This is a genomic window from Terrisporobacter glycolicus ATCC 14880 = DSM 1288 (genome assembly GCF_036812735.1).
GTDB classification, from domain to species: domain Bacteria; phylum Bacillota; class Clostridia; order Peptostreptococcales; family Peptostreptococcaceae; genus Terrisporobacter; species Terrisporobacter glycolicus.
Genome location: NZ_CP117523.1, coordinates 2,759,543 through 2,781,698 on the forward strand (window position 1 = coordinate 2,759,543; position 22,156 = coordinate 2,781,698).

Annotated in this window: 19 protein-coding genes; all 19 read right to left on the bottom strand. The window is 30.2% G+C overall.

What is annotated here, in order from left to right:
- Positions 1 to 23: 23 nt before the first annotated feature.
- The gene (gene rny / locus TEGL_RS13700) at positions 24 to 1,607 is read right to left on the bottom strand and encodes a ribonuclease Y (RefSeq protein ID WP_416389620.1); all 1,584 of its coding nucleotides are present in this window, start codon (positions 1,605 to 1,607) and stop codon (positions 24 to 26) included.
- Between the two features lie 178 nt (positions 1,608 to 1,785).
- Positions 1,786 to 2,817 (bottom strand): recombinase RecA, encoded by a 1,032-nt coding sequence (recA, locus tag TEGL_RS13705; RefSeq protein WP_018589627.1) that lies wholly within the window; start codon positions 2,815 to 2,817, stop codon positions 1,786 to 1,788.
- Between the two features lie 234 nt (positions 2,818 to 3,051).
- Complete coding sequence (gene pgsA, locus TEGL_RS13710) at positions 3,052 to 3,594, bottom strand: CDP-diacylglycerol--glycerol-3-phosphate 3-phosphatidyltransferase (RefSeq protein WP_018589628.1); 543 nt, start codon at positions 3,592 to 3,594, stop codon at positions 3,052 to 3,054.
- Complete coding sequence (gene rimO, locus TEGL_RS13715; protein WP_018589629.1) at positions 3,578 to 4,915, bottom strand: 30S ribosomal protein S12 methylthiotransferase RimO; 1,338 nt, start codon at positions 4,913 to 4,915, stop codon at positions 3,578 to 3,580. The genes pgsA and rimO overlap by 17 nt, the downstream gene beginning before the upstream one ends.
- Entirely contained in the window at positions 4,909 to 5,967 is a 1,059-nt protein-coding gene (gene mnmH / locus TEGL_RS13720; protein WP_018589630.1) for a tRNA 2-selenouridine(34) synthase MnmH, read from the bottom strand. The genes rimO and mnmH overlap by 7 nt, the downstream gene beginning before the upstream one ends.
- 3 nt (positions 5,968 to 5,970) lie before the next feature.
- The gene (locus tag TEGL_RS13725) at positions 5,971 to 8,403 is read right to left on the bottom strand and encodes an FtsK/SpoIIIE family DNA translocase (RefSeq protein ID WP_018589631.1); all 2,433 of its coding nucleotides are present in this window, start codon (positions 8,401 to 8,403) and stop codon (positions 5,971 to 5,973) included.
- Between the two features lie 162 nt (positions 8,404 to 8,565).
- Entirely contained in the window at positions 8,566 to 9,210 is a 645-nt protein-coding gene (locus TEGL_RS13730; RefSeq protein ID WP_103978956.1) for an ATP-dependent Clp protease proteolytic subunit, read from the bottom strand.
- A gap of 324 nt (positions 9,211 to 9,534) precedes the next feature.
- The gene (dapG, locus tag TEGL_RS13735; protein WP_018589633.1) at positions 9,535 to 10,740 is read right to left on the bottom strand and encodes an aspartate kinase; all 1,206 of its coding nucleotides are present in this window, start codon (positions 10,738 to 10,740) and stop codon (positions 9,535 to 9,537) included.
- A 9-nt stretch (positions 10,741 to 10,749) separates the two neighbouring features.
- Positions 10,750 to 10,995 carry a YlmC/YmxH family sporulation protein gene (locus TEGL_RS13740; RefSeq protein ID WP_018589634.1) on the bottom strand — a complete coding sequence of 82 codons (246 nt, stop codon included), beginning with the start codon at positions 10,993 to 10,995 and terminating at the stop codon, positions 10,750 to 10,752.
- A gap of 102 nt (positions 10,996 to 11,097) precedes the next feature.
- Complete coding sequence (locus tag TEGL_RS13745; protein WP_018589635.1) at positions 11,098 to 12,339, bottom strand: M16 family metallopeptidase; 1,242 nt, start codon at positions 12,337 to 12,339, stop codon at positions 11,098 to 11,100.
- Between the two features lie 91 nt (positions 12,340 to 12,430).
- Complete coding sequence (locus TEGL_RS13750) at positions 12,431 to 13,180, bottom strand: polysaccharide deacetylase family protein (RefSeq protein WP_018589636.1); 750 nt, start codon at positions 13,178 to 13,180, stop codon at positions 12,431 to 12,433.
- A gap of 223 nt (positions 13,181 to 13,403) precedes the next feature.
- Complete coding sequence (pnp, locus tag TEGL_RS13755; RefSeq protein ID WP_018589637.1) at positions 13,404 to 15,509, bottom strand: polyribonucleotide nucleotidyltransferase; 2,106 nt, start codon at positions 15,507 to 15,509, stop codon at positions 13,404 to 13,406.
- Positions 15,510 to 15,638: 129 nt separating this feature from the next.
- Complete coding sequence (locus TEGL_RS13760) at positions 15,639 to 16,481, bottom strand: DegV family protein (protein ID WP_018589638.1); 843 nt, start codon at positions 16,479 to 16,481, stop codon at positions 15,639 to 15,641.
- Between the two features lie 99 nt (positions 16,482 to 16,580).
- The gene (gene rpsO, locus TEGL_RS13765; RefSeq protein WP_018589639.1) at positions 16,581 to 16,835 is read right to left on the bottom strand and encodes a 30S ribosomal protein S15; all 255 of its coding nucleotides are present in this window, start codon (positions 16,833 to 16,835) and stop codon (positions 16,581 to 16,583) included.
- Between the two features lie 101 nt (positions 16,836 to 16,936).
- Positions 16,937 to 17,866, bottom strand: a complete 930-nt coding sequence (locus tag TEGL_RS13770; RefSeq protein ID WP_018589640.1) for a bifunctional riboflavin kinase/FAD synthetase — start codon at positions 17,864 to 17,866, stop codon at positions 16,937 to 16,939.
- 24 nt (positions 17,867 to 17,890) lie between these two features.
- Entirely contained in the window at positions 17,891 to 18,799 is a 909-nt protein-coding gene (gene truB, locus TEGL_RS13775) for a tRNA pseudouridine(55) synthase TruB (protein ID WP_018589641.1), read from the bottom strand.
- Between the two features lie 12 nt (positions 18,800 to 18,811).
- Positions 18,812 to 19,792, bottom strand: coding sequence for a DHH family phosphoesterase (locus TEGL_RS13780; RefSeq protein WP_018589642.1), 981 nt, complete (start codon positions 19,790 to 19,792; stop codon positions 18,812 to 18,814).
- Positions 19,785 to 20,174, bottom strand: coding sequence for a 30S ribosome-binding factor RbfA (gene rbfA / locus TEGL_RS13785; protein ID WP_018589643.1), 390 nt, complete (start codon positions 20,172 to 20,174; stop codon positions 19,785 to 19,787). Before rbfA ends, TEGL_RS13780 begins: the two co-directional genes overlap by 8 nt.
- Positions 20,175 to 20,206: 32 nt before the next feature.
- Complete coding sequence (infB, locus tag TEGL_RS13790) at positions 20,207 to 22,135, bottom strand: translation initiation factor IF-2 (RefSeq protein ID WP_018589644.1); 1,929 nt, start codon at positions 22,133 to 22,135, stop codon at positions 20,207 to 20,209.
- Between the last annotated feature and the right edge of the window lie 21 nt (positions 22,136 to 22,156).

Below are 22,156 nucleotides of genomic sequence, written 5' to 3' on the forward strand. Positions count from 1 at the left end.
GAGAGTTAAAACTCTCCTTTTTATTATTTAGCATATTCTATTGCTCTTGTTTCTCTTATTATACTTACTTTTATTTGACCTGGGTATTCAAGCTCGTCCTCAATTTCTTTAGTCATCTTTCTAGCTAATAAATGAAGTTCTTCATCATTTACACTATCAGGTTTAACCATTATTCTAATCTCTCTACCAGCTTGAATTGCATAAGACTTTTCTACACCTTCATAAGAATTAGCTATCTCTTCAAGTTTCTCTAATCTCTTAATATACGCCTCTAAAGTTTCTCTTCTTGCACCTGGTCTTGCTGCAGATATGGCATCTGCTGCTGTAACTAACACAGCCTCAACTATTTGTGGCTCATAATCTCCATGGTGAGTACTCATTGCATGTATAATTTCTTTGGATTCTTTGTATCTTCTAAGTAAATCCATACCTATTTCAACATGAGTTCCTTCCATTTCGTGATCTACTGCTTTACCTATATCATGAAGCAGACCTGCTCTCTTAGCTAGTTTTATATCTGCTCCAATTTCCGCAGCCATAATTCCTGCTATATGAGCGACCTCTATTGAATGTTTTAATACATTTTGTCCATAACTTGTTCTATAATTCAATCTACCAAGTAATTTAACTAGTTCAGGATGTAATCCATGCACACCAGTTTCAAAAGTAGCTTGTTCTCCAAACTCTTTTATGATATTATCAACTTCTCTTCTTGCCTTTTCTACCATCTCTTCTATTCTAGCTGGATGTATTCTACCATCTGATATTAGCTTTTCTAATGCTATTCTTGCTACTTCTCTTCTAATAGGATCGAAGCCTGATAAAATTACAGCTTCTGGAGTGTCATCAATTATAAGATCTATACCTGTTAAAGTTTCTAGAGTTCTTATATTTCTTCCCTCTCTACCTATTATTCTCCCCTTCATTTCATCATTTGGTAAATTAACAACAGTTACTGTTGTTTCTGCAACATGATCTGCTGCACATTTTTGGATAGCATAGCCTATTATTTCTCTAGATTTCTTTTCAGCTTCTTCTTTAGCTTGCGTTTCAATATCCTTAATCATTATAGACATTTCATGTCTTACTTCTCTTTCAGCATTTGAAAGAATTATATCTTTAGCTTTTTCACAAGTAACCCCAGATATATCTTCAAGCTTTTCAAGTTGTTTAACTTTTATTTCTTCTACTTCTTCTTCTTTTCTTTGTACTACTTTTAATTTTTCATTTAAACTAGATTCTTTAGTCTCTAAGTTTTGTTGCTTCTTTTCAATGGATTCTTCTTTTTGAAGAACTCTTCTTTCATACTTTTGAACTTCATTACGTCTTTCTCTTTGTTCTTTTTCAGCATCAGTTCTCCATTTGTGAATCTCTTCTTTTGCTTCTAATAATTTTTCTTTTTTTATTGTTTCTGAGTCTTTGTTTGCTTTATCTATTATATCTTTGGCTAAGTCTTTAGCTTCACCAATTTTAGTTTCAGATATATTTTTTCTAACAAAATATCCAACTATAATACCAATAGCTAAACCAAGTATGCTGGCTATTATTTCTATGACATCCACCTCCTTTTGTAATAATCCCAAAATATCAATATTATTCTTTAGCATCATTTAAATTATGCCCTTTTTCACTATAAGGCCCAAGTTTTAAATTTAATAAAGTTTCTTTATCTATAATCTTGGAATACTTTAAATAAAATCATCATAATTTAAAATATTTTATCCTCATTTAATTTTATAATTTTTTCTAATTCATGTCAAGTTTATAGGAGGGGTGTATTCATATTTATTCTTCACTTTGGCTATCTTCTTCCACAACTGCTTTATCAAGGTTATAATGTTCTCTAACTTTAGTATTTATTTCATCAGTTAAGTCCATATTATCAGCTAAGAATTTCTTAACATTCTCTCTACCTTGTCCAAGTTTTATATCATTATATGCATACCATGAACCGGATTTTTTAACTATGTCAACATCTGCTGCTATATCTAATAAGTCACCTATTTTGGATATTCCTTCTCCATACATTATATCAAATTCAGCTTGTTTAAATGGAGGTGCAACTTTGTTTTTAACGACTTTTACTCTTGTTCTATTTCCAAGTACTTTATCTCCTTGTTTAATACTGTCTATTCTTCTTACATCAAGTCTTACTGATGAGTAGAATTTAAGAGCACGTCCACCTGTTGTAGTTTCTGGGTTACCAAACATTATACCCACCTTTTCTCTTAATTGGTTTATAAATACGGCCACACAGTTTGATTTTTTTATTGAACCAGTTAACTTTCTTAAAGCTTGAGACATAAGCCTTGCTTGAAGACCAACGTGAGAATCCCCCATTTCCCCTTCTATTTCTGCTTTTGGAACTAAGGCTGCCACTGAGTCAACTACTATTATATCTATAGCTCCAGATCTTATTAAAGCTTCTGTTATTTCAAGAGCTTGTTCCCCTGTATCTGGTTGTGAAATTATTAAGTTATCTATATCTACACCTAAAGCTTTTGCATATACTGGATCTAGGGCATGTTCTGCATCTATAAATGCAGCTATACCACCGTTTTTTTGTGCTTCAGCTACTGTATGTAGAGCAACTGTTGTTTTACCTGAAGATTCTGGTCCATATATTTCAACAATTCTTCCCTTAGGAAGTCCACCAATACCTACTGCAATATCTAATCCTATAGATCCTGTAGATATTACGTCTATATTCATTGAAGTTGCTTCTCCAAGCCTCATAACAGATCCTTTACCAAAGTCTTTTTCTATTTTTCCTAAAGCCTGATTAAGAGCTTGTAATTTTTCTTTTTCTATACTCATATTATTTCATCCTTCCTTTTTGCAAACATTTGTTCTATATATCACTTTCATTATATCTTATAAAACTTTCTTAGTCAATTGAATTTGAGCTTTATCTTTAACATATATTATAAATTAGTTTAAATATAAAGACATACATTTATATTTATAAACTTATATATAAACTTTTATACGAATATTTTTTATTTTTTTAAAAAAATCCTTCCTGAATTTAATTCAGAAAGGATTTATAATTTATTTGCTATTCATAAATAATTCTTTATTTTTATATAAATAGTCAGCTCCAGAGTATAAAGTGAAAAATGTTGCAATTAACATAAATATTGTTCCAACTTGTAATAATAGTCTATTATCTATATTAGCTCCAAGAAGTAATATTATTATTGCCAACATTTGACTTATTGTTTTTATTTTTCCCCCGCCACTGGCTGCTATAACTTTTCCATCAGCTGCAGCTATAGCTCTTAGGATACTTACTGTAAGTTCTCTTGCAACTATAATAATAACCATCCAGCCTGCAACTAAATTTGATTCTATCATACATATAAGAGCTGATATTACTAATAGCTTATCTGCTAAAGGATCCATAAATTTTCCAAAGTCAGTAACTAAATTATTTTTTCTTGCAATATGACCATCTAGAGCATCTGTTATTGATGCAATAATAAATATTAAACAGGCAATTAAATAATGATTTGTAATATCTAACATCATTATAATTACAAATACCGGTATCAACAAAATTCTAAGTAATGTTAATTTATTTGGTAGATTCATCTTGTATATCCCCCATTAAATCATACTCTAGGGCAGTGTTTATTTTAACATTTGCAAAATCTCCTGGCTCTAGATTAGTATGTGATTTTACATATACTATGCTGTCAATTTCTTCTGCATCGAATTTAGTTCTTCCAATGTATACATTGTCCTCAATTTGTTCTTCTATTAAAACTTCATATGCTTTACCTACTTTGTTTTTGTTTATTTCTTCTGAGATGCTTTGTTGAATCATCATTATAACATCTCTTCTTTCTTCCTTCACTTCTTGTTCTAAGTGATTAGGAAGCTTATCTGCTGCTGTTCCTTCTTCTCTTGAGTAAGGGAATACACCTAATTTATCAAATTTCACTTCTTTAACAAATTCCACAAGTTCTTCAAAATCTTTTTCATCTTCTCCTGGGAATCCTGTTATTAGTGTTGTTCTAAGTGTTGCATCAGGTATCGCAGTTCTAATCATATTTATTTTATCAAGTAATTCTTCTTTAGTAGTTTGTCTATTCATTAGTTTTAATACTTTGTTACTTGCATGTTGTATTGGCATATCAAAGTAAGAGCAAATATTATCATTTCTTTTTATAACATCTACTAATTCTTCTGTTATTGATTCTGGATATGAGTACATTATTCTTATCCATTTTAATCCTTCTATTTTAGCCAATTCCTCTAATAATTGTGGTAGCTTCGCGTCTCCATATATATCTGAACCATACATTGTAGAATCTTGTGCTATAACTACAAGTTCTTTTACTCCATCTTGTGCTAAGTTCTTAGCTTCTGCCACTATATCTTCTATTTTTCTACTTTTTTGCTTACCTCTTAATTTAGGTATTATACAGTAGGTACAATGCTTATCGCAACCTTCGCTTATTTTTATATATGCCATATATTCTGGTGTTGAAATATATCTTGGTAAATCTTCATTGTACACAACTTCTATATCATTTAAACTAATTATTTGTTTTTCTTTTTGTAAATTTGCTAAAATTTCGTCAATATTTTGGTAACTTCCTGTGCCTACTATTGCATCTATTTCAGGGATTTCTTCCCTTAATTCGTCTGAATATCTTTGAGCTAAACATCCTGTAACAATAAGTAATTTTAAATTTCCAGTTTCTTTAAGATTTGCAAATTCTATTATAGTTTCTATAGACTCTTGTTTTGCTGATTCTATAAATCCACATGTATTTACTAAAATCACATCTGCCTCATCAAAATCTCCTGTAAGTTTGTAACCCTTTTTATTTAATATACCCATCATTATTTCTGCATCTACTAGGTTTTTCGAACAACCTAACGATTCTAGTGCTATTTTTAACATTGTTTAACTCCTTCCATTGCTGTCTTATGAAAACTTATCAATTTTTCTATTGTGCCATTTATGTCTTCGAATTTAATTACGTCGTTATACTTGTATTGATTTACCGAATGCATATAAAGAGGGTCATAGTAGTACACTAAAAACTGTTCTACTAATTCTTCATATTTTTCATTGTCTAATAATTCTAAGTATTCATCCACAGTTTTATTTCCAAGTCTTTTTCTAAATGTATTTATACATTGCTTTAAGGCTTGTATATTATCCTCATTTCTATCATAGATATAATCTTTGCAAAGTCTTTTCACTCTGTCTTTTACGTCACATTCTATAAGTATGTGATATCCATCTCTTATTATTCCTTCATATATATCATTTGGAACAAGTACATGACCTACTCTTTTACTTTCACTTTCTACGAATAAATAATCACTCTTTGAGAAAAATAATGATTCAAATATTCTAGTTTCAAAAGTTTTTTGTGTTGGAGGTTTTTCATCATAAGTTATAAATCCAAATACAGAACCAGTATTTCTAGCCATATATTCTAAATCCACCATATCTATATTATTTTTGTCCAATTCTATTAATAACTCTGTTTTGCCAACTCCAGTTAATCCATGAAGAACTATAAATTGCTTTTTGTCCATTATATTACTTAAATAATTTTTCACATAATTTCTATATGATTTATAGCCTCCTTCTAACTTGTATAAGTCTATACCTATAGAACTAAGTAAATTAGCTACAGAGCCACTTCTCATTCCACCCCTTGCACAGTATATCACTATATGTTCATAATCACTCGATAATTCTTTTGCTAGTTTATACATATCTTTTAACTTTGGGGAAACAAAGTCAAAACCCTTATCTATAGCTTCGTGTTTCCCCTCTTGTTTATATATTGTACCAACCTCACAATACTCATCATTATCAAATAATGGCATATTATATGCATTTAATATATGATCATCTAAGTATTCTCTCTCTGTTCTAACATCTATAAAAATTGTTTTTTCTAATTTTAAAGCATCTTCTATTTTAATTGTTTTCAAATTTTATTCACCTTCTAATTTTGCTAATTCTTCCATTGTTATTAGTACTTTTCTAGGTTTACTTCCTTCACTAGGACCAACTATTCCTCTTTCTTCCATTGAATCAATCAATCTAGCCGCTCTGTTAAATCCTATTTTGTACTTTCTTTGTAGCATAGAAGATGATCCTTGACCACTTTGTACTACAAAGGCAATAGCATCTTCTAAGAATTCATCTACATCATCATTTTTTATGTTAGCAGTTTTTGAAATAGTTTGTATTATTTCTTCTTCATATTTAATTTCTTCTTTTACTTGGCCTTTTACAAAGCTTATTACTTTTTCAGAATCATCTTCAGATATATAAGCCCCTTGTAATCTTACCGGTTTTGCAGCTCCTAGTGGATAGAATAGCATATCACCTTTTCCAAGTAGTTTTTCTGCTCCACCCATATCTAATATAGTTCTTGAGTCTGTTTGTGATGAAACTGCAAAGGCAATTCTAGACGGAACATTTGCTTTTATAACTCCCGTTATTACATCAACAGAAGGTCTTTGTGTTGCTATAATCAAATGCATACCTGCTGCCCTAGCCATTTGAGCAAGTCTACATATATAATCTTCAACTTCGTTAGCACATGCCATCATTAAGTCAGCTAACTCATCTATTATTATTACTACTTTTGGAAGTTTAGTTTCACTTTTTTCATTATAACTAGTTATATCCTTTACTCCTAAATCAGCAAACAACTTATATCTTTTATTCATTTCAACTACTGCCCAGTTTAGTGCATTTGCTGCCTTTTTAGGATCAGTAACAACTGGTGAAAGTAAATGAGGTATACCATTATAATGAGCAAGCTCCACTACTTTCGGATCTATAAGCAATAGTTTTACTTCATCTGGTGTTGCTTTGTATAATACAGAATTTATTATTGTATTTATACAAACTGACTTACCTGAACCAGTAGCCCCTGCTACAAGTAAATGTGGCATTTTGCCAATATCTGCAATCACCGGATTTCCACTTATATCTTTTCCAAGTCCTATGGCAAGAGATGATGAATCTTCTTTAAATTCTTTACTTCCAATAACATCTCTAAGTCCTACTACCTGTGGTTCGTCATTAGGAACTTCTATTCCTATGGCACTTTTACCTGGAATTGGAGCTTCTATTCTTATACTTTTTGCAGCTAAAGAAAGAGCTATGTCATCTGATAAGTTTACAATTCTACTTACTTTAACTCCTGGATTTGGTTGCACTTCGTATCTTGTTATAGTAGGTCCTAGAGTTACTTGACCCATTTTTGTATCAACACCAAAATTAGATAATGTTTTGATTAATAAAGATGCATTTTCTAATGCCTTTCTTTTATCATTTTCATTACCTTTGTGTCCAATTTTAGTTATTAAATCTAAACTTGGTTTTGTATAGTTTTCATAATTTGATTGACTATTAATTTGTAAATCATTTGCATCTCCTAAGTTTATTGGAGCAGTTTTTTCAATATTAGTATTAGCTTTAGTTTTAGTATTACTCATTGTGTCGCTCATTTTAACATTAGGGTTTGTATTTTGAAGGTCCTTAAGTACATCTAATTCTGGCATACTATTTGTACCTTCTAAAATTTCTAGATAATCGTCATCACTTTTATTAAATCCTACTATTTTTATCGTTTTGTCTTCATCATCAGAACTTGGTTCAACTAAAGTATTTTCTAGTTCTTCATTTTTATCATTTTTATTAAAAATATTCTTCAAAAAACCTTTTTTATTTTTACCAACTTGAGTAGTTTCATCAACTTCTTCAGTTACTAAATTAATTGCAGACTCTTTTAAATTAGATACCTTATCTTTCACATTTACATTTCCATTTTTTATTTTGCTAGACTTATTAGTAATACCTTCTATTAAGTCTTTTAGAGATATATTAAATGTGTACATTACTGTAATGAATAGAGCAAATACACTAATTAACCATCCACCTGTTAACCCGAATACCGCTTTAATAAAGTATGCTATTGTTGATGTGATCAGACCGCAACCACTTCCATCAATCCCCATTTGCATAACATCTCTATACATGTTAGCTTTTAGTGGATTATCAACTGGAATTTTTCTTGCATTAAACAATCCATAAAAAATGAATAAAAAGACTATGAAAATATAGACTGTTTTGCTTTTTTTCATTCTATATACATATTCATTTCTTTCGAAAAATCCAAGAATTCCTATAATTATTATCAGCAATGGAATAATTAATGCAAGAGCTCCAAACAATCCTTTAAAAGTGTCTTGTATAAATTGTCCTATAAGGCCCATTGAATTTGAGTTTAAGCTATATAATAAAAATATTCCTATAAATACAGTTACTAGATTATAATATTCTCCAGATACTATTATTCTATCTTTGTTATGCTTTTTATTCTTAGCGCCTTTACTTTTTTTCTTAGCCACCAATCTCACCTCTTATTTCTTATACCTTATCAATTCAAATTTATAATTTATCCACAAACCAAATCAATTATAAATTCATTAAAACTTAAAAGTGTTAATGGTATACATTAACACTTTTAATATTAAATCATTATATCACATATTACTTATTTTAAACAAATCTTATTTATTTCCTTCATTTTTGTAGTCTTCTTTTATTAACTCTCTTAATTTTGCTAATGCTTCTTTTAATCCACCTACTTCATCTATAAGGCCACATTCAACTGCTTCTTTGCCTATTAAAACACTTCCCACATCACTTACAAGCTCATCTTTTGCATGCATAAGCTTATTTAACTCTTCTCTTTCTATATTAGAAGTTCTTGTTATAAATTCTACTATTCTTTCTTGCATTTTCTTAAAGTATTCAAAAGTTTCGTTAACACCTATAACTAGTCCATTTGTTCTTATTGGATGAACAATCATTGTTGCAGTTGGAGCAATATAAGAATAATCTCCTGCTGTTGCAAGAGGAACTCCTATGGAGTGACTTCCTCCAAGTACAAGTGTTACGACTTTCTTAGATATACTCTTAATTAACTCTGCCATGGCAAGACCTGCTTCCACATCTCCACCTACAGTATTTAATATAACTAAGATTCCTTTAATTTCAGCACTTTCTTCTACAGAATATAATAAAGGTATTATATGTTCATATTTTGTAGATTTTTTCTGTGGATTACCTACAAAGTGACCTTCAATTTCTCCTATTATAGTTATACATTGAACTTCTTTTTGTGCATTAGAAGGCATATTGGGAACTCCCATTTGTTTTATATTTTGAACTTTATCACTGTCTTCATCTTCGCCTTCATTATCGCTATTGTTGGCATTATTACTTTCATTGTTTTCAGGTTTATTTTCTTCATATTCTTCATCTTCAAATCCCAACTGATTCAAATCATAGTTATTATAATTATTATCATTTATGTATTCATTCATATTATTTTCTTTTTTTATCATTTATTTCACCTCATATAATATATTTAATTTTATCTTTCCCAATGAGAATGAAATCATTCTTAAGTTTCTTAGTCTAAGTTTTGACCACTAAAAAAAGCAAGATAAAATATATCTTGCTTTTTTATGCTATTAATCTGCAAATTCATTATGAATAGCATGAACAGTTTCTATCATATCTTCTTCTTTTACTAAGCAAGTAAGACATGTATATGAATCTGATGATTGTAAAAGAGTAATACCTGCCTTTGATAAAGCTCTAACTACTTTTGCAATAACACCAGGAGTTTCTGTAACTTTTGAACCAATTAAAGTTACCTTTGCACAATGTTTTCTAATATCATATTTTACATTATATTTTTGTAAAATTTCTTCTACAGCAAAAATATAATTGTGCTCCAATGCAAAGGCCTTTTCTTCTGTAAAGAAGTTTATCATATCTAAATTTATATGTTTTTCTTCCATTTCATTTAATATCTTTGAAAACAATTCTTCAGATGATTTCACCTTAATCTGAGCTATATTGTCTTTATGGGCTACTGATGTCATAAATCTAGATTGGAAGTCTTCATAATTACTTGTTGCACCACGAGTTAAACCGATTCTAGTTCCTTTACATGTAGGGTTTAAAGTATTTTTTATTTCTAAAACAATATCTCCATTTTTAGCAAGTTCTACCGCTCTTGGGTGAATAACTTTTGCACCTTTTTCTGCCATTTGGAATACTTCTTCATAATCACAATAATCAAGTATTTTTGCTGATGGCTCTATTCTTGGATCAGCAGTCATTATTCCATCTACATCTGTGTAAATTTGTACAGTTTCACTTCCCAATGCTTTTCCTATGGCAACTGCAGATGTGTCACTTCCTCCTCTTCCTAAAGTAGTAACCTCTCCGTCTTCTGTTCCTCCTTGGAATCCGGCTATAACAACTACTTTGCCTTCGTCTAGTTCTCTATGAATTCTTGTTGGATTTATTTCTTTTATTTTTGAATTTGAATAAACCTTAGTTGTTATTATTCCAGCTTGCATTCCTGTTAGAAATACTGATGATATTCCCCTCGCTTCTAACATAGATGATAGTATTGTTCCTGATATTATTTCTCCGCAAGACATTATTAAGTCAAGTTCTCGTTTTTTAGATTTTTTGTTAACATTAGTACATAAATTTATTAGTGTATCAGTCGCATAGGGTTCTCCCTTTCTTCCCATGGCTGAAACTACTATCACTAAGTCGTTGCCCTTTTTCTTATATTGTTCTATTATATTACACACTTCATTCATTTTTTCAACTGATGCTACCGATGTACCACCAAATTTTTGTACTAGAATCCCCATAAATGCCTCCTAAAATATTCCATCATATTCAATGATTATCATATCATTGCCAATTTTCTTTACATTCCTCCACGGAATTTCTAAATCTCCTCTATCTCTTTTTATACCAAAAAATCCTCTTTCTCTTGGTATTGAAAGTGCCAATATTTTTCCTGTAGTTTCATCTATTATAATATCGCACTCACCAATTACTCCAAGTCTTTCTCCACTAACTAAGTTTACTATTTCTTTTCCAGCTAATTCAGATAAATTCATATTTTCACCCCGATAAATTAAAATTCACTTCGTTCATATCGTCAACGATATATCCTCGTTATTACTTCGGATAAATCCATTACTCAAATTGAATTTTTACAATTATATCTGAACACCTTCTACGTTTTTTCCTACTATACATACTCCTAAGTTCTCTATATTAAATACTTTATTAATAATTGCTTCAACTTGTTCCATATTTACGCTATTTATATGTTCAATAATTTCATCTTCGTTTTTAATTTTATTATTAAGCAACATAGACTCACCATGAGATAGCATTTTTGAGCTAATACTTTCTAGGCTTAATATATAATTACCTTTTAACTGTTCCTTACTTTCTTTAAGTTCTTCTTCAGTAATATAGTTTTCTTTCATATTTTTTATTTCTTGTATTATTAAGTCATAGACTTCTTTTAAGTATTCTTCACTGGTACTAGCAAATATACCCAATTCGCCACATTTTTTATATAAAGCCTGAGAGGAGTATATGGAGTAGACCAGCCCTTTGTCTTCTCTTATACTTTGAAACAGTCTAGAACTATTACTTCCACCAAATATATTGTTTACAACTGCTAATGCATAAGCTTCTTTTTCATTCTCTTCTGGTATAGCTTTTAAACTAATTGCTACATTAACTTGTTCACTGTCTTTATTTTTAGTTATAAAACAAGAGTGAAACTTAGCCTCATTTACCTCTATGTTTACTTCCTTTTCTTCCCATTTACTGAATTTTTCTTCAATAACCTTTACTACTTCTTCAAAATTGAAATTACCACAAATTGATATGACCGCATTATTAGGAACATAATACTTACTATAATGATTTAGAATATCTTTTCTTTTTAAACTTTTAATAGTCTGTCTATTCCCTAGTATATTCATACCTAACCCATCATCAGCATATACATTTTCTACTAATAAATCATAAGATAAATCATCTAACGAATCTTCATACATTTTAAGCTCTTCTAATATTACTACTCTTTCTCTGTCTATATCATTATTATTAAAGGTTGAATTTAATATCATATCACTTAAAACATCTATTCCTATATTTATATGTTCATCTAAAAGATGAACATAATAGCATGTACATTCCTTATTTGTAAAAGCATTTATTTGTCCACCAATATTATCTATATCTCTTGCTATGTCTTTTGCACTTCTATTTTTAGTTCCTTTAAACAACATGTGCTCAATAAAATGAGACACACCACTTTTCTTAGGTGTTTCTATCCTAGATCCTGTATTTATCCAAATCCCAAGAGATACGGATTTTAAATAAGGTATTTCCTCTCCCACAATGGTGAGACCATTTTTCAGGGTTTGACATTTATACATATCTTCCTCCAAATTTTAATACGTCATTATATACTTTAATTTTTACAAGTTAAAAAAATTTATAGTATTAATTATAGTTTAGAAGCTTAATTTAATCAACAATAAACACATCGCTAAGCCTTCCTGGTTTTAAGTTTTTTTCTCTTATAATTTGAATAATATCATCTATGCATTTTGTTGTGGCATCTGTTGGATGCATTAATACAATACTTCCATCTACTATATTTTTATTCTTTACTCTTTCAATAATTTTTTCAGGATTATCTCTATCTTGCCAATCAATAGTATCCACATCCCATTTGAAACATATGTAATTTAAACGTTCTGCTGCTTTAACTGTATTTGATCCAAAAGAACCCGCTGGAGCTTGAAAAAATTTACTTTCCTCTCCAATAGTATCATCAATTATTTTCTTAGAAGTACTTATTTGATTATAATTTTCATCATATGAAAGATTAGCATAGTCTAGGTGTTTATATCCATGATTGCCTATCTCATGTCCTTCATTTTTGATTCTTAAAAGCAAGTCCTTTTTATTTTCAGCCCATTTTCCTGTGACATTGAAAGTAATATGTACCTTCTCCTTTTTTAAAGTTTCCAAAATAGATATTACATACTCATCCTCCCACCCTAGGTCTACGTTGCAAGTTAATGCAACATAGCCACTATTTTTTTTAGTCCCCTGGGTATAGGGGGCTTTTGCCAAGTCTAGAATATTAATACTTGGGGTTGCTTGGTTCTTCTTAAGTGTAAAAGCAATTCCACATATTATAAGCAGAATGATTAGAATAAAAGTTATTATTTTTTTTAGTTTACCTTTGTTTAGCACCATCATTATCATATTGGTTTCCTCCTAATATGTACAAATTATTTCTTATTATAAGCTTATTATTACAACCTATAATTTATTCTTAGGAATAGGACTTGTTATCCAAAAATTCACTTCATTCATTTGGCTAATCATATGTCTTTGGTTAAAATTGACTACCTTGGACTATATGTTAGAAAAATACACAACAAAAAAACGAGACTATGTCTCGTTCCCTTATTTTATAAATGAATTTTTATTTATTTTTTCTTTCTGGTCTAGGTAATAATACTTTTCTAGATACATTTACTCTACCTTTGTCATCTATTTCAGTAACCTTAACTTCTACTTCATCTCCAACATTTAATACATCTTCAACTTTTTCTATTCTTTCATGAGCTATGTTTCCTATGCGAAGTAATCCTTCTTTTCCTGGAAGCAATTCAACGAAAGCACCGAAGTTAACTACCCTTGTAACTTTACCTTTATATATTTCGTTTAACTCAACTTCTGCAACTATGTCAGATATTTTTTGCTTAGCAAGTCTAATCATCTCAATATCTATACCAGCTATGAAAACTTCACCATCTTGTTCTATATCTATTTTAACACCAGTTTCATCTATTATCTTAGTTATTACTTTTCCACCAGCACCGATAACATCTCTTATCTTATCAGGGTTAATTCTCATAGTAACTATTTTTGGTGCATATTTAGATAATTCTTCATTTGGCTTATCTATGCATTTTCTCATTTCATTTAATATATGAAGTCTACCAACTCTAGCTTGAGCTAATGCTCTTGTTAATACTTCTTCATCTATACCAGCTATTTTTATATCCATTTGTATAGCAGTTATACCTTTTTCAGTACCTGCAACTTTAAAGTCCATATCTCCTAAATGGTCTTCCATACCTTGTATATCTGATAGTATAGCCATTTTTCCATCATGTTCTATAAGTCCCATTGCAATACCTGCAACCATATCTTTTAAAGGTACACCAGCATCTAATAAAGATAATGTAGAACCACAAACAGAACCTTGCGATGTAGAACCATTTGAACTTAATACTTCAGACACAAGTCTTATAGCATAAGGGAATTCTTCTTTTGAAGGTATTACTGGAAGTAAAGCTCTTTCAGCTAAAGCTCCATGACCTATTTCTCTTCTTCCTGGCCCTCTTGATGGTCTAGCTTCACCAACAGAATATGCAGGGAAGTTATAGTGATGCATATATCTCTTGTTTTCTTCTTCATCAAGTCCGTCAAGTATTTGAACATCACCTAATGCTCCAAGAGTTGTAACTGTCATTACTTGAGTTTGTCCTCTTGTAAATAATCCTGAACCATGAGCTCTTGGTATAAATCCATGGTCACACCATATTGGTCTTATCTCATCAGTTTTTCTAGCATCTGGTCTTCTGCCTTCATGAACGATAGCTTTCCTAACTTCTTCTTTTATTATAGAATCTAGTGTAGCTATTATATCATTTCCAAACTCTTCTAAAATTTCTTCATCAAAACTATTTACAGTTTGTTCTTTTACAGCGTCCATAGCTTCTTGTCTTTCAAGTTTTTCAACAACTCTAACAGCTTCCTTCATTCCTTCAGTAGCTATTTCTCTAACTTTGGCCTCTATCTCAGCATTTGGTTTAGTTTCAACAAATTCTATTTTTTCTTTTCCAACTTCAGCTTGAATTTGTTCTATAAACTCAACTATTTTTTTGATTTCTTCATGTGCTTTTAATATTGCTTCAAGCATTAATGATTCTGGTACTTCATCAGCTCCAGCTTCAACCATCATTACCGCTTCTTTAGTTCCTGATACTACTAAGTGTAGTGAACTCTTTTCTCTCTCTTCTGCTGTAGGGTTTACTACAAGCGCTCCATCAACTAAGCCGATACATACAGAACCTGTTGGTCCATTGAAAGGTATTTCTGATATTGATAAAGCAACTGATGAACCTATCATAGAAACTATATCAGGAGTACAATCTTGATCCACTGATAAAACTGTAGCAACAACTTGCACATCATTTCTAAAAGTTTTTGGGAATAAAGGTCTTATAGGTCTATCTATAAGTCTTGATGTAAGTATAGCTTTTTCTGATGGCTTACCTTCTCTTTTTAAGAATCCACCTGGTATTTTACCCACTGAATATAATTTTTCTTCATAATCAACACTTAGTGGGAAAAAGTCTACACCATCTCTTGGTTGAGCTGATTTTGAGCAGTTTACCATAACCATAGTCTCACCATATCTAAGTATTGCACTACCACTAGCAAGTTGTGAAATTTTGCCTATTTCAACAGAAAGTTCTCTTCCTGCTAAATCCATTGTAAAAATTTTATGTTCAAACATTAATGCTTGTACCTCCTCTTATACTGAAACCACTATTTCTTCTATGTACTATATTAACAAAATTACTACTAATTAACAATATAATTATACAATGTAAAGAATTAGCGCTTTAGTATATCCTCTTATTTATTAATTAGAAGAACTTATTGCTAAAATTTGAGGCCCTGTGTGTGCACATATGCAAGATCCACCTCTAGTAATAAAGACTTCCTTTGCTTTTATTCTTTTAGCAACTTCTTCTTTAAGTTTTTCAAAATCTGATTCATTAGAACCATATCCTATTGTAAGAACTTTAGATTCTAAATTGTGCTCGTTAGCTTCTAAGATCATATCTACTAGTTTAGAGGCTACTTGTTTAGCTCCTCTAACTTTTGTTACTATTTTATTTTTCCCATTTTCCATGGTACATATAGGTTTTATATTTAACATATTTCCTACAAAAGATACCACACTTGGTAATCTTCCACTTTCTTTTAAATAGTCTAATGTAAAGGGTACGAAAAATAAATTTACGCTTTCTCTAATGTCTTCTAATTTGCCAACTATTTCATCAGCACATAAATCACTATTTTCCACTAATTCACAGGCTTTTATTACATATTGTCCACTTCCTAAAGATAAAAATAATGTATCAAAAACATATATATTACCAGAAACATCATTTTTAGCCATCATTGCACTTTGATATGTTCCTGACGTATTTGATGAACCGGTTAAACAAATCACATCATATCCTTCATTTACATATTTTTCAAAAGCTTCTTTGAACTGAATGTATGTTACTTGAGATGTTTTAGGTAAAGTTTCACTACTTTCTAAAACATGATAAAATTCTTGCTTAGTAAAATCTATACCGTCTTTATATTCTTTCCCATTTATACTGATAGTAAGCGGAATCATATCTAAAAAGTCTTTTTGTTTTATTTCTTCAGGAATGTCGCACATGCTGTCACACAGTATTTTAATCTTCATGGCTACTGCCCCCTTATAGAAATTAATTATTCATTCTTTTATCAATACAAAAAAAGCAGATACCATAAGTATACCTGCTCTTTAAATAAAGTAATAAGATTATTTTCTTAATCCTAATTTAGCTATTAATGCTCTGTAACCTTCTAAGTCTTTTTCTTTTAAGTAACCTAATAAGTTTCTTCTTCTACCAACCATTTTTAATAATCCTCTTCTTGAATGGTGGTCTTTTTTGTGAACTTTTAAGTGCTCATTTAATTCGTTTATTCTAGCTGTTAATAAAGCTATTTGAACTTCTGGAGAACCAGTATCTCCTTCTTTTCTTCCGAATTCTTTTATTATTTCTGTTTTATTCATTTGATGTACCTCCAAATAATTTAATATAATCGCCATTTACTAAGCATTGATTGGAGTATTCACATGCCGAGTAATGGTTACTTTGATTATTTTATCATAACTTAGCTACTTTTGCAAATATACTTTTTATATATATAATTAGTATCCATCTTTAATTGTATTTTTAATTCGTTTAAATCTTTAAACTTCTTCTCATCTCTTATTCTTTCCAAAAACTCAAGTTTTATAGTTTTGCCATAAATATCTTTGTCAAATTCTAATATATTTGTTTCTACTGACATTTTTTCTCCATCTACGGTAGGATTATAACCAATATTTGTAGCTCCAACATATACTTCATTGCCTATATATACTTTTGTAGCATATATGCCTCTTTTAGGTATAATAAGATTTTCTTGTAGTCTAAGGTTTGCCGTTGGAAATCCTAAAGTTCTACCTAGCTGCTTTGCATGAATTACTGTACCTTCTATTGTATAGTTTCTTCCTAAATAGTTCTTTATTTCACCCACTCTTCCTGCATATATTAAATCTTTTACATGAGTACTACTTACTCTTATGTTATTTATAACTACAGGCTCAATTACCTCCACATCAAATCCGTATTTTTTACCTAATATTTTTAATATTGGCGGAGTACCTTCTCTCTTTCTTGCAAAAGCAAAATCATGCCCTATAATTAGTTTTTTTGCTCCTAATTTATCAACTAATATTTGTTTCACAAAGTCTTCTGCTGATATTTCTGCCATATCTTTATTAAATGGTATATCTACAACTACATCTACACCTAATAACTTAAGCTTATTCATTTTTTCTACTTCTGTTATTATTTCTCTAGTTATAATATTAGAAAAATAACTAATAGGGCTGTTTTTGAATGTAAAAACTATACTTGTTAATTGTTCTTGTTTTGAATAATCAACAGTTTTTTCTATAAGAACCTCATGTCCCTTATGAATTCCGTCAAATTTACCTATAGTAACAACACTTTTATCAAAACTTTTCATTTCATTTAAAGAATTTATAATAATCATGTCTTTTCCCCACTGATATAAAAATTATTCTATAAAAATTTTATCACTCTTTAGACTAATAGTGTTACTATTTTTTAATAATTTTCCAGTTCCTATAAATTCATCATTACAATATACTCTGACATATTCATCATTTTGTGATAAATTATCGTTTGTAAATCTTTTAGAATCTATTATTCCACCATTTCTATAGTATTTAAGAGCAGTATCTTTTAATTCAACTTTTTTAAAATTATCTAGAACATAATCAATATCATATAAGTAATTTTCTAAGACGTTATTATTATAATATTTTTCCAATTCCTCTAGAGTTATTGCATTTTCTAAGTTAAATTTTCCAGAAGATGTTCTAAGTAAAAAGGACATATGTCCTCCACATTTTAAGTACTGTCCAATATCATGACATATACTTCTAACATAAGTACCTTTTGAACATTTAACCAAAAATAATACTTTATTTTCAATTATATTTAAAATTTTTATTTGTTTTATGTTAACTTTTCTAGGCTTAATTTCAATAGTGTCTGCTTTTCCTTTTCTAGCTAAATCACACATTTTTTGTCCATTAATTTTCAAAGCCGAATAAACAGGAGGATATTGGTTAATTTCTCCTGTTTGCGTTTCAAAAGCTTTATATATCTCCTCACTTGTAATATTTGAAGTATTGCCTTCAAATGTTATTACTCCAGAAGAGTCATAAGTATCTGTATCAGCACCTAACGTTAATTCACATATGTATGATTTTTCTTTATTCAAAATAAGCTCACTTACTTTTGTAGCCTTATTCAAACATATAGGAAGAACTCCAGCAGCATCAGGATCTAGTGTTCCTGTATGACCAACTTTTTTCATGCTTAAAATTCTTCTCACTCTACTTACAACATCATGAGATGTCATACCTGTAGGTTTTAATATATTTACTATTTTATTCATTAAAAATCATCCTTAAATTTCTTTTAATGCTTCTTCTAATATTTTTATTTTTGCATTTTTCATACTATCATTTATAGTGCATCCAGCAGCCCTTATATGTCCGCCTCCACCAAATACCTTAGCCAAGCGACTTACATCTGCATAGGATTTAGATCTTAAACTAACTTTAATTTCATTATGACTTTTTTCTTTAAGTAGAATTCCTATTTCAACATTTTCTATATCTCTAGCATATGGAACAATGCCATCTATATCCTTAAAGTCAACATTGTATCTTTTAAGCATGTCTAGTGTAACTATCATTATAGCTACTTTTTCATTAATAATTTCCAGTGTATTTAGTGACTCTCCTAATAATTTATAAAAGTTAAAAGGATTACTACCAAAAACATTTTGAACTACCTTTTGTGTTTGCGCTCCATTTATTAATAATTGCTTTGCCATATCAAAACTACTTGCATGAGTATTTGAATACGTAAGCTTTCCAGTATCCGTCATAAGACCTGTATAAAGAGCTGTAGCTATATTTTCATCTATAGATTTAAATTTATTTATCTCTTCATTTCTTACAAGTAAATTATATACTAATTCACTAGTTGAAGATGCTTCAGCAACTACATAATTAAAATCTCCATAAAAATCATTGCTTGCATGATGATCTATATTGATTAATTTAATACAATTAGCTTTAACTTCATCATCCACACAAATTCTGTTTTTATCTCCACAATCTAACGTAATCAAAGTATAGTTTTCTATTTTCAACTCTTTAAATTCAATAGAGTTTATTATGTTTACACCTTCAATAAGAAACTGCATATTTAAAGGCATTTCGTCATTCATAACATAATAAACATTTTTATTAATTTTTTTTAAGAAATAATACATTGAAAGAGTTGAACCTATATTGTCTCCATCTGGATTAACATGAGAAGTAACGACAAAATCATTACTTCCATGTATATATTTTATAATATTATCTAGACTATTCATTATCATTTTCCTCAACTTGTGTTTGAGGCTTATCTTGATCTTTTTGTGATACTTTTTTTATAAGGCTGTCCATGTACATACCTTTAATTAAAGAATCATCTACTTTGAATATGATTTGTGGGATATGTCTTATTTTTATACTTCTACCTATTTCTCTTCTGATGTAACTTTCTGCATTTCTTAAGCCTTCTAAAGTCGACTCTTCATCTCCACCTAAAATACTTACGTATATGTAGGCATAGCTTAAATCACTAGTAACTTCCACATCTGTAACACTTACCATAGAGTTTATTCTAGGGTCTTTTATTCCATTAATAAGCATAGTACTTACTATTTTTCTAATTTCTTCGCCTATTCTACGTGTTCTATTATATGATGCCATAATATCAACCCTCTTTACCTGTAGTTAATTGTTTATAATTTTCTTTCTATTTCTTTTGTTACGTAAGCTTCTACTATATCTCCAACTTTAATATCGTTGTAATTTACGAAACTCATACCGCATTCGTAACCATTATTTACTTCTTTTACATCGTCTTTAAATCTCTTAAGAGCTTGTATTTCACCTTCGTGAATGATTATACCGTCTCTTACTATTCTTACTTTACCATTTCTGAATATTTTACCACTTGTTACGTAGCATCCTGAAACTGTACCAACTCCAGATATCTTGTAAACTTCTCTTATTTCTGCTTTACCTGTATCTTCATCTCTATATTCTGGGTCTAACATACCGCTCATAGCAGCTTGTATGTCCTCTATAGCTTTATATATTATAGTGTAACTTCTTACATCTACACTTTCTTTTTCTGCAAGAGATTCTGCACTTGGTACTGGTCTAACATTGAATCCTATTATTATTGCATTTGATGCAGCTGCAAGCATAACATCTGATTCATTTATAGCTCCAACACCACCATGTATTACTCTAACTGCAACTTCTTCGTTAGATAATTTTTCAAGTGATTGTTTTACTGCCTGAACAGAACCTTGAACATCTGCTTTTATAACTATATTAAGCTCTTTAACTTGACCTTCGTTCATTTGCTCGAAGAATTGGTCAAGTGACATTCTTTGGTTAGATTTTAGCATTTCTTCTCTAGCTATATGTTGTCTTTTTTCTGCAACATTTCTAGCTATTTTATCTGAAGGTACAGCTACAAACTGATCCCCACCTTGTGGAACTTCTGAAAGTCCTAATATTTCAACAGCTGTTGACGGTCCAGCAGTTTTAACTCTTTTTCCTTTTGAGTTTATCATCGCTCTTACTTTACCTGAAGCAACACCACAAACAATTGGATCTCCAACTTTTAAAGTACCACCTTGTACAAGTACTGTAGCAACTGGTCCTCTACCTTTGTCAAGTTCAGCTTCTACAACTGTACCAACAGCTCTCTTATCTGGATTAGCTTTTAATTCTTCCATTTCAGAAACTAAAAGTATCATTTCTAATAGTGTGTCTATTCCTGTTCTTTGTCTAGCTGAAACTGGAACTGCTATAACATCTCCACCCCAGTCTTCAACAAGTAATCCCTGTTCAGATAGTTCTTGCTTAACTCTATCTTGATTAGCTGCTGGTTTATCTATTTTATTTATAGCTATAATTAGTGGAACACCTGCTGCTTTAGCATGGTTTATTGCTTCTATTGTTTGAGGCATTATACCATCGTCTGCTGCAACTACTAATATTGCTATATCTGTAACTTGCGCACCTCTAGCTCTCATTGCTGTGAAAGCCTCATGTCCTGGAGTATCTAAAAATACTATCTTTTGTCCATTTATTGATACTTCAGATGCACCTATATGCTGAGTAATTCCACCTGCTTCACTATTAGTAACATGTGTACTTCTTATAGCATCTAGTAAAGATGTTTTACCATGGTCAACGTGTCCCATAACTGTTACAACTGGTGGTCTTGGTTTTAAATCTTCTTCTTTATCTTCTTCTATTTGCATTAATGCTTCTATTTCTTCTTCAGCTTCTTCATCATTTGAACCTGCAACTAATGTAAATCCATATTCACTTGCTAAATGAGAAGCTATTTCAAAGTTAACTTCTTGATTTAAAGAAGCCATAGTTCCCATTTTCATAAGCTTCATTATAACTTCTGTAGCTGGTTTTTCTAAAGCTTCAGCCAGTTGTTGAACTGTTAAAGTTCCATCAACTTTTATTACATTTTCATCAGATTCTTTTAAAAGGTCCATAAGTAATTCTACTTCATCTTCTTCTAATTCAGATTTTTCGTTTTCTACTTCAATTCCTAATTCTTTTATTTTTGCTAAGATGTCCTTATTTGACATTCCTACTTCTTCTGCTATTTGGTAAACTCTTGTTTTATTCACAAGATCACCCCCTATTATTAT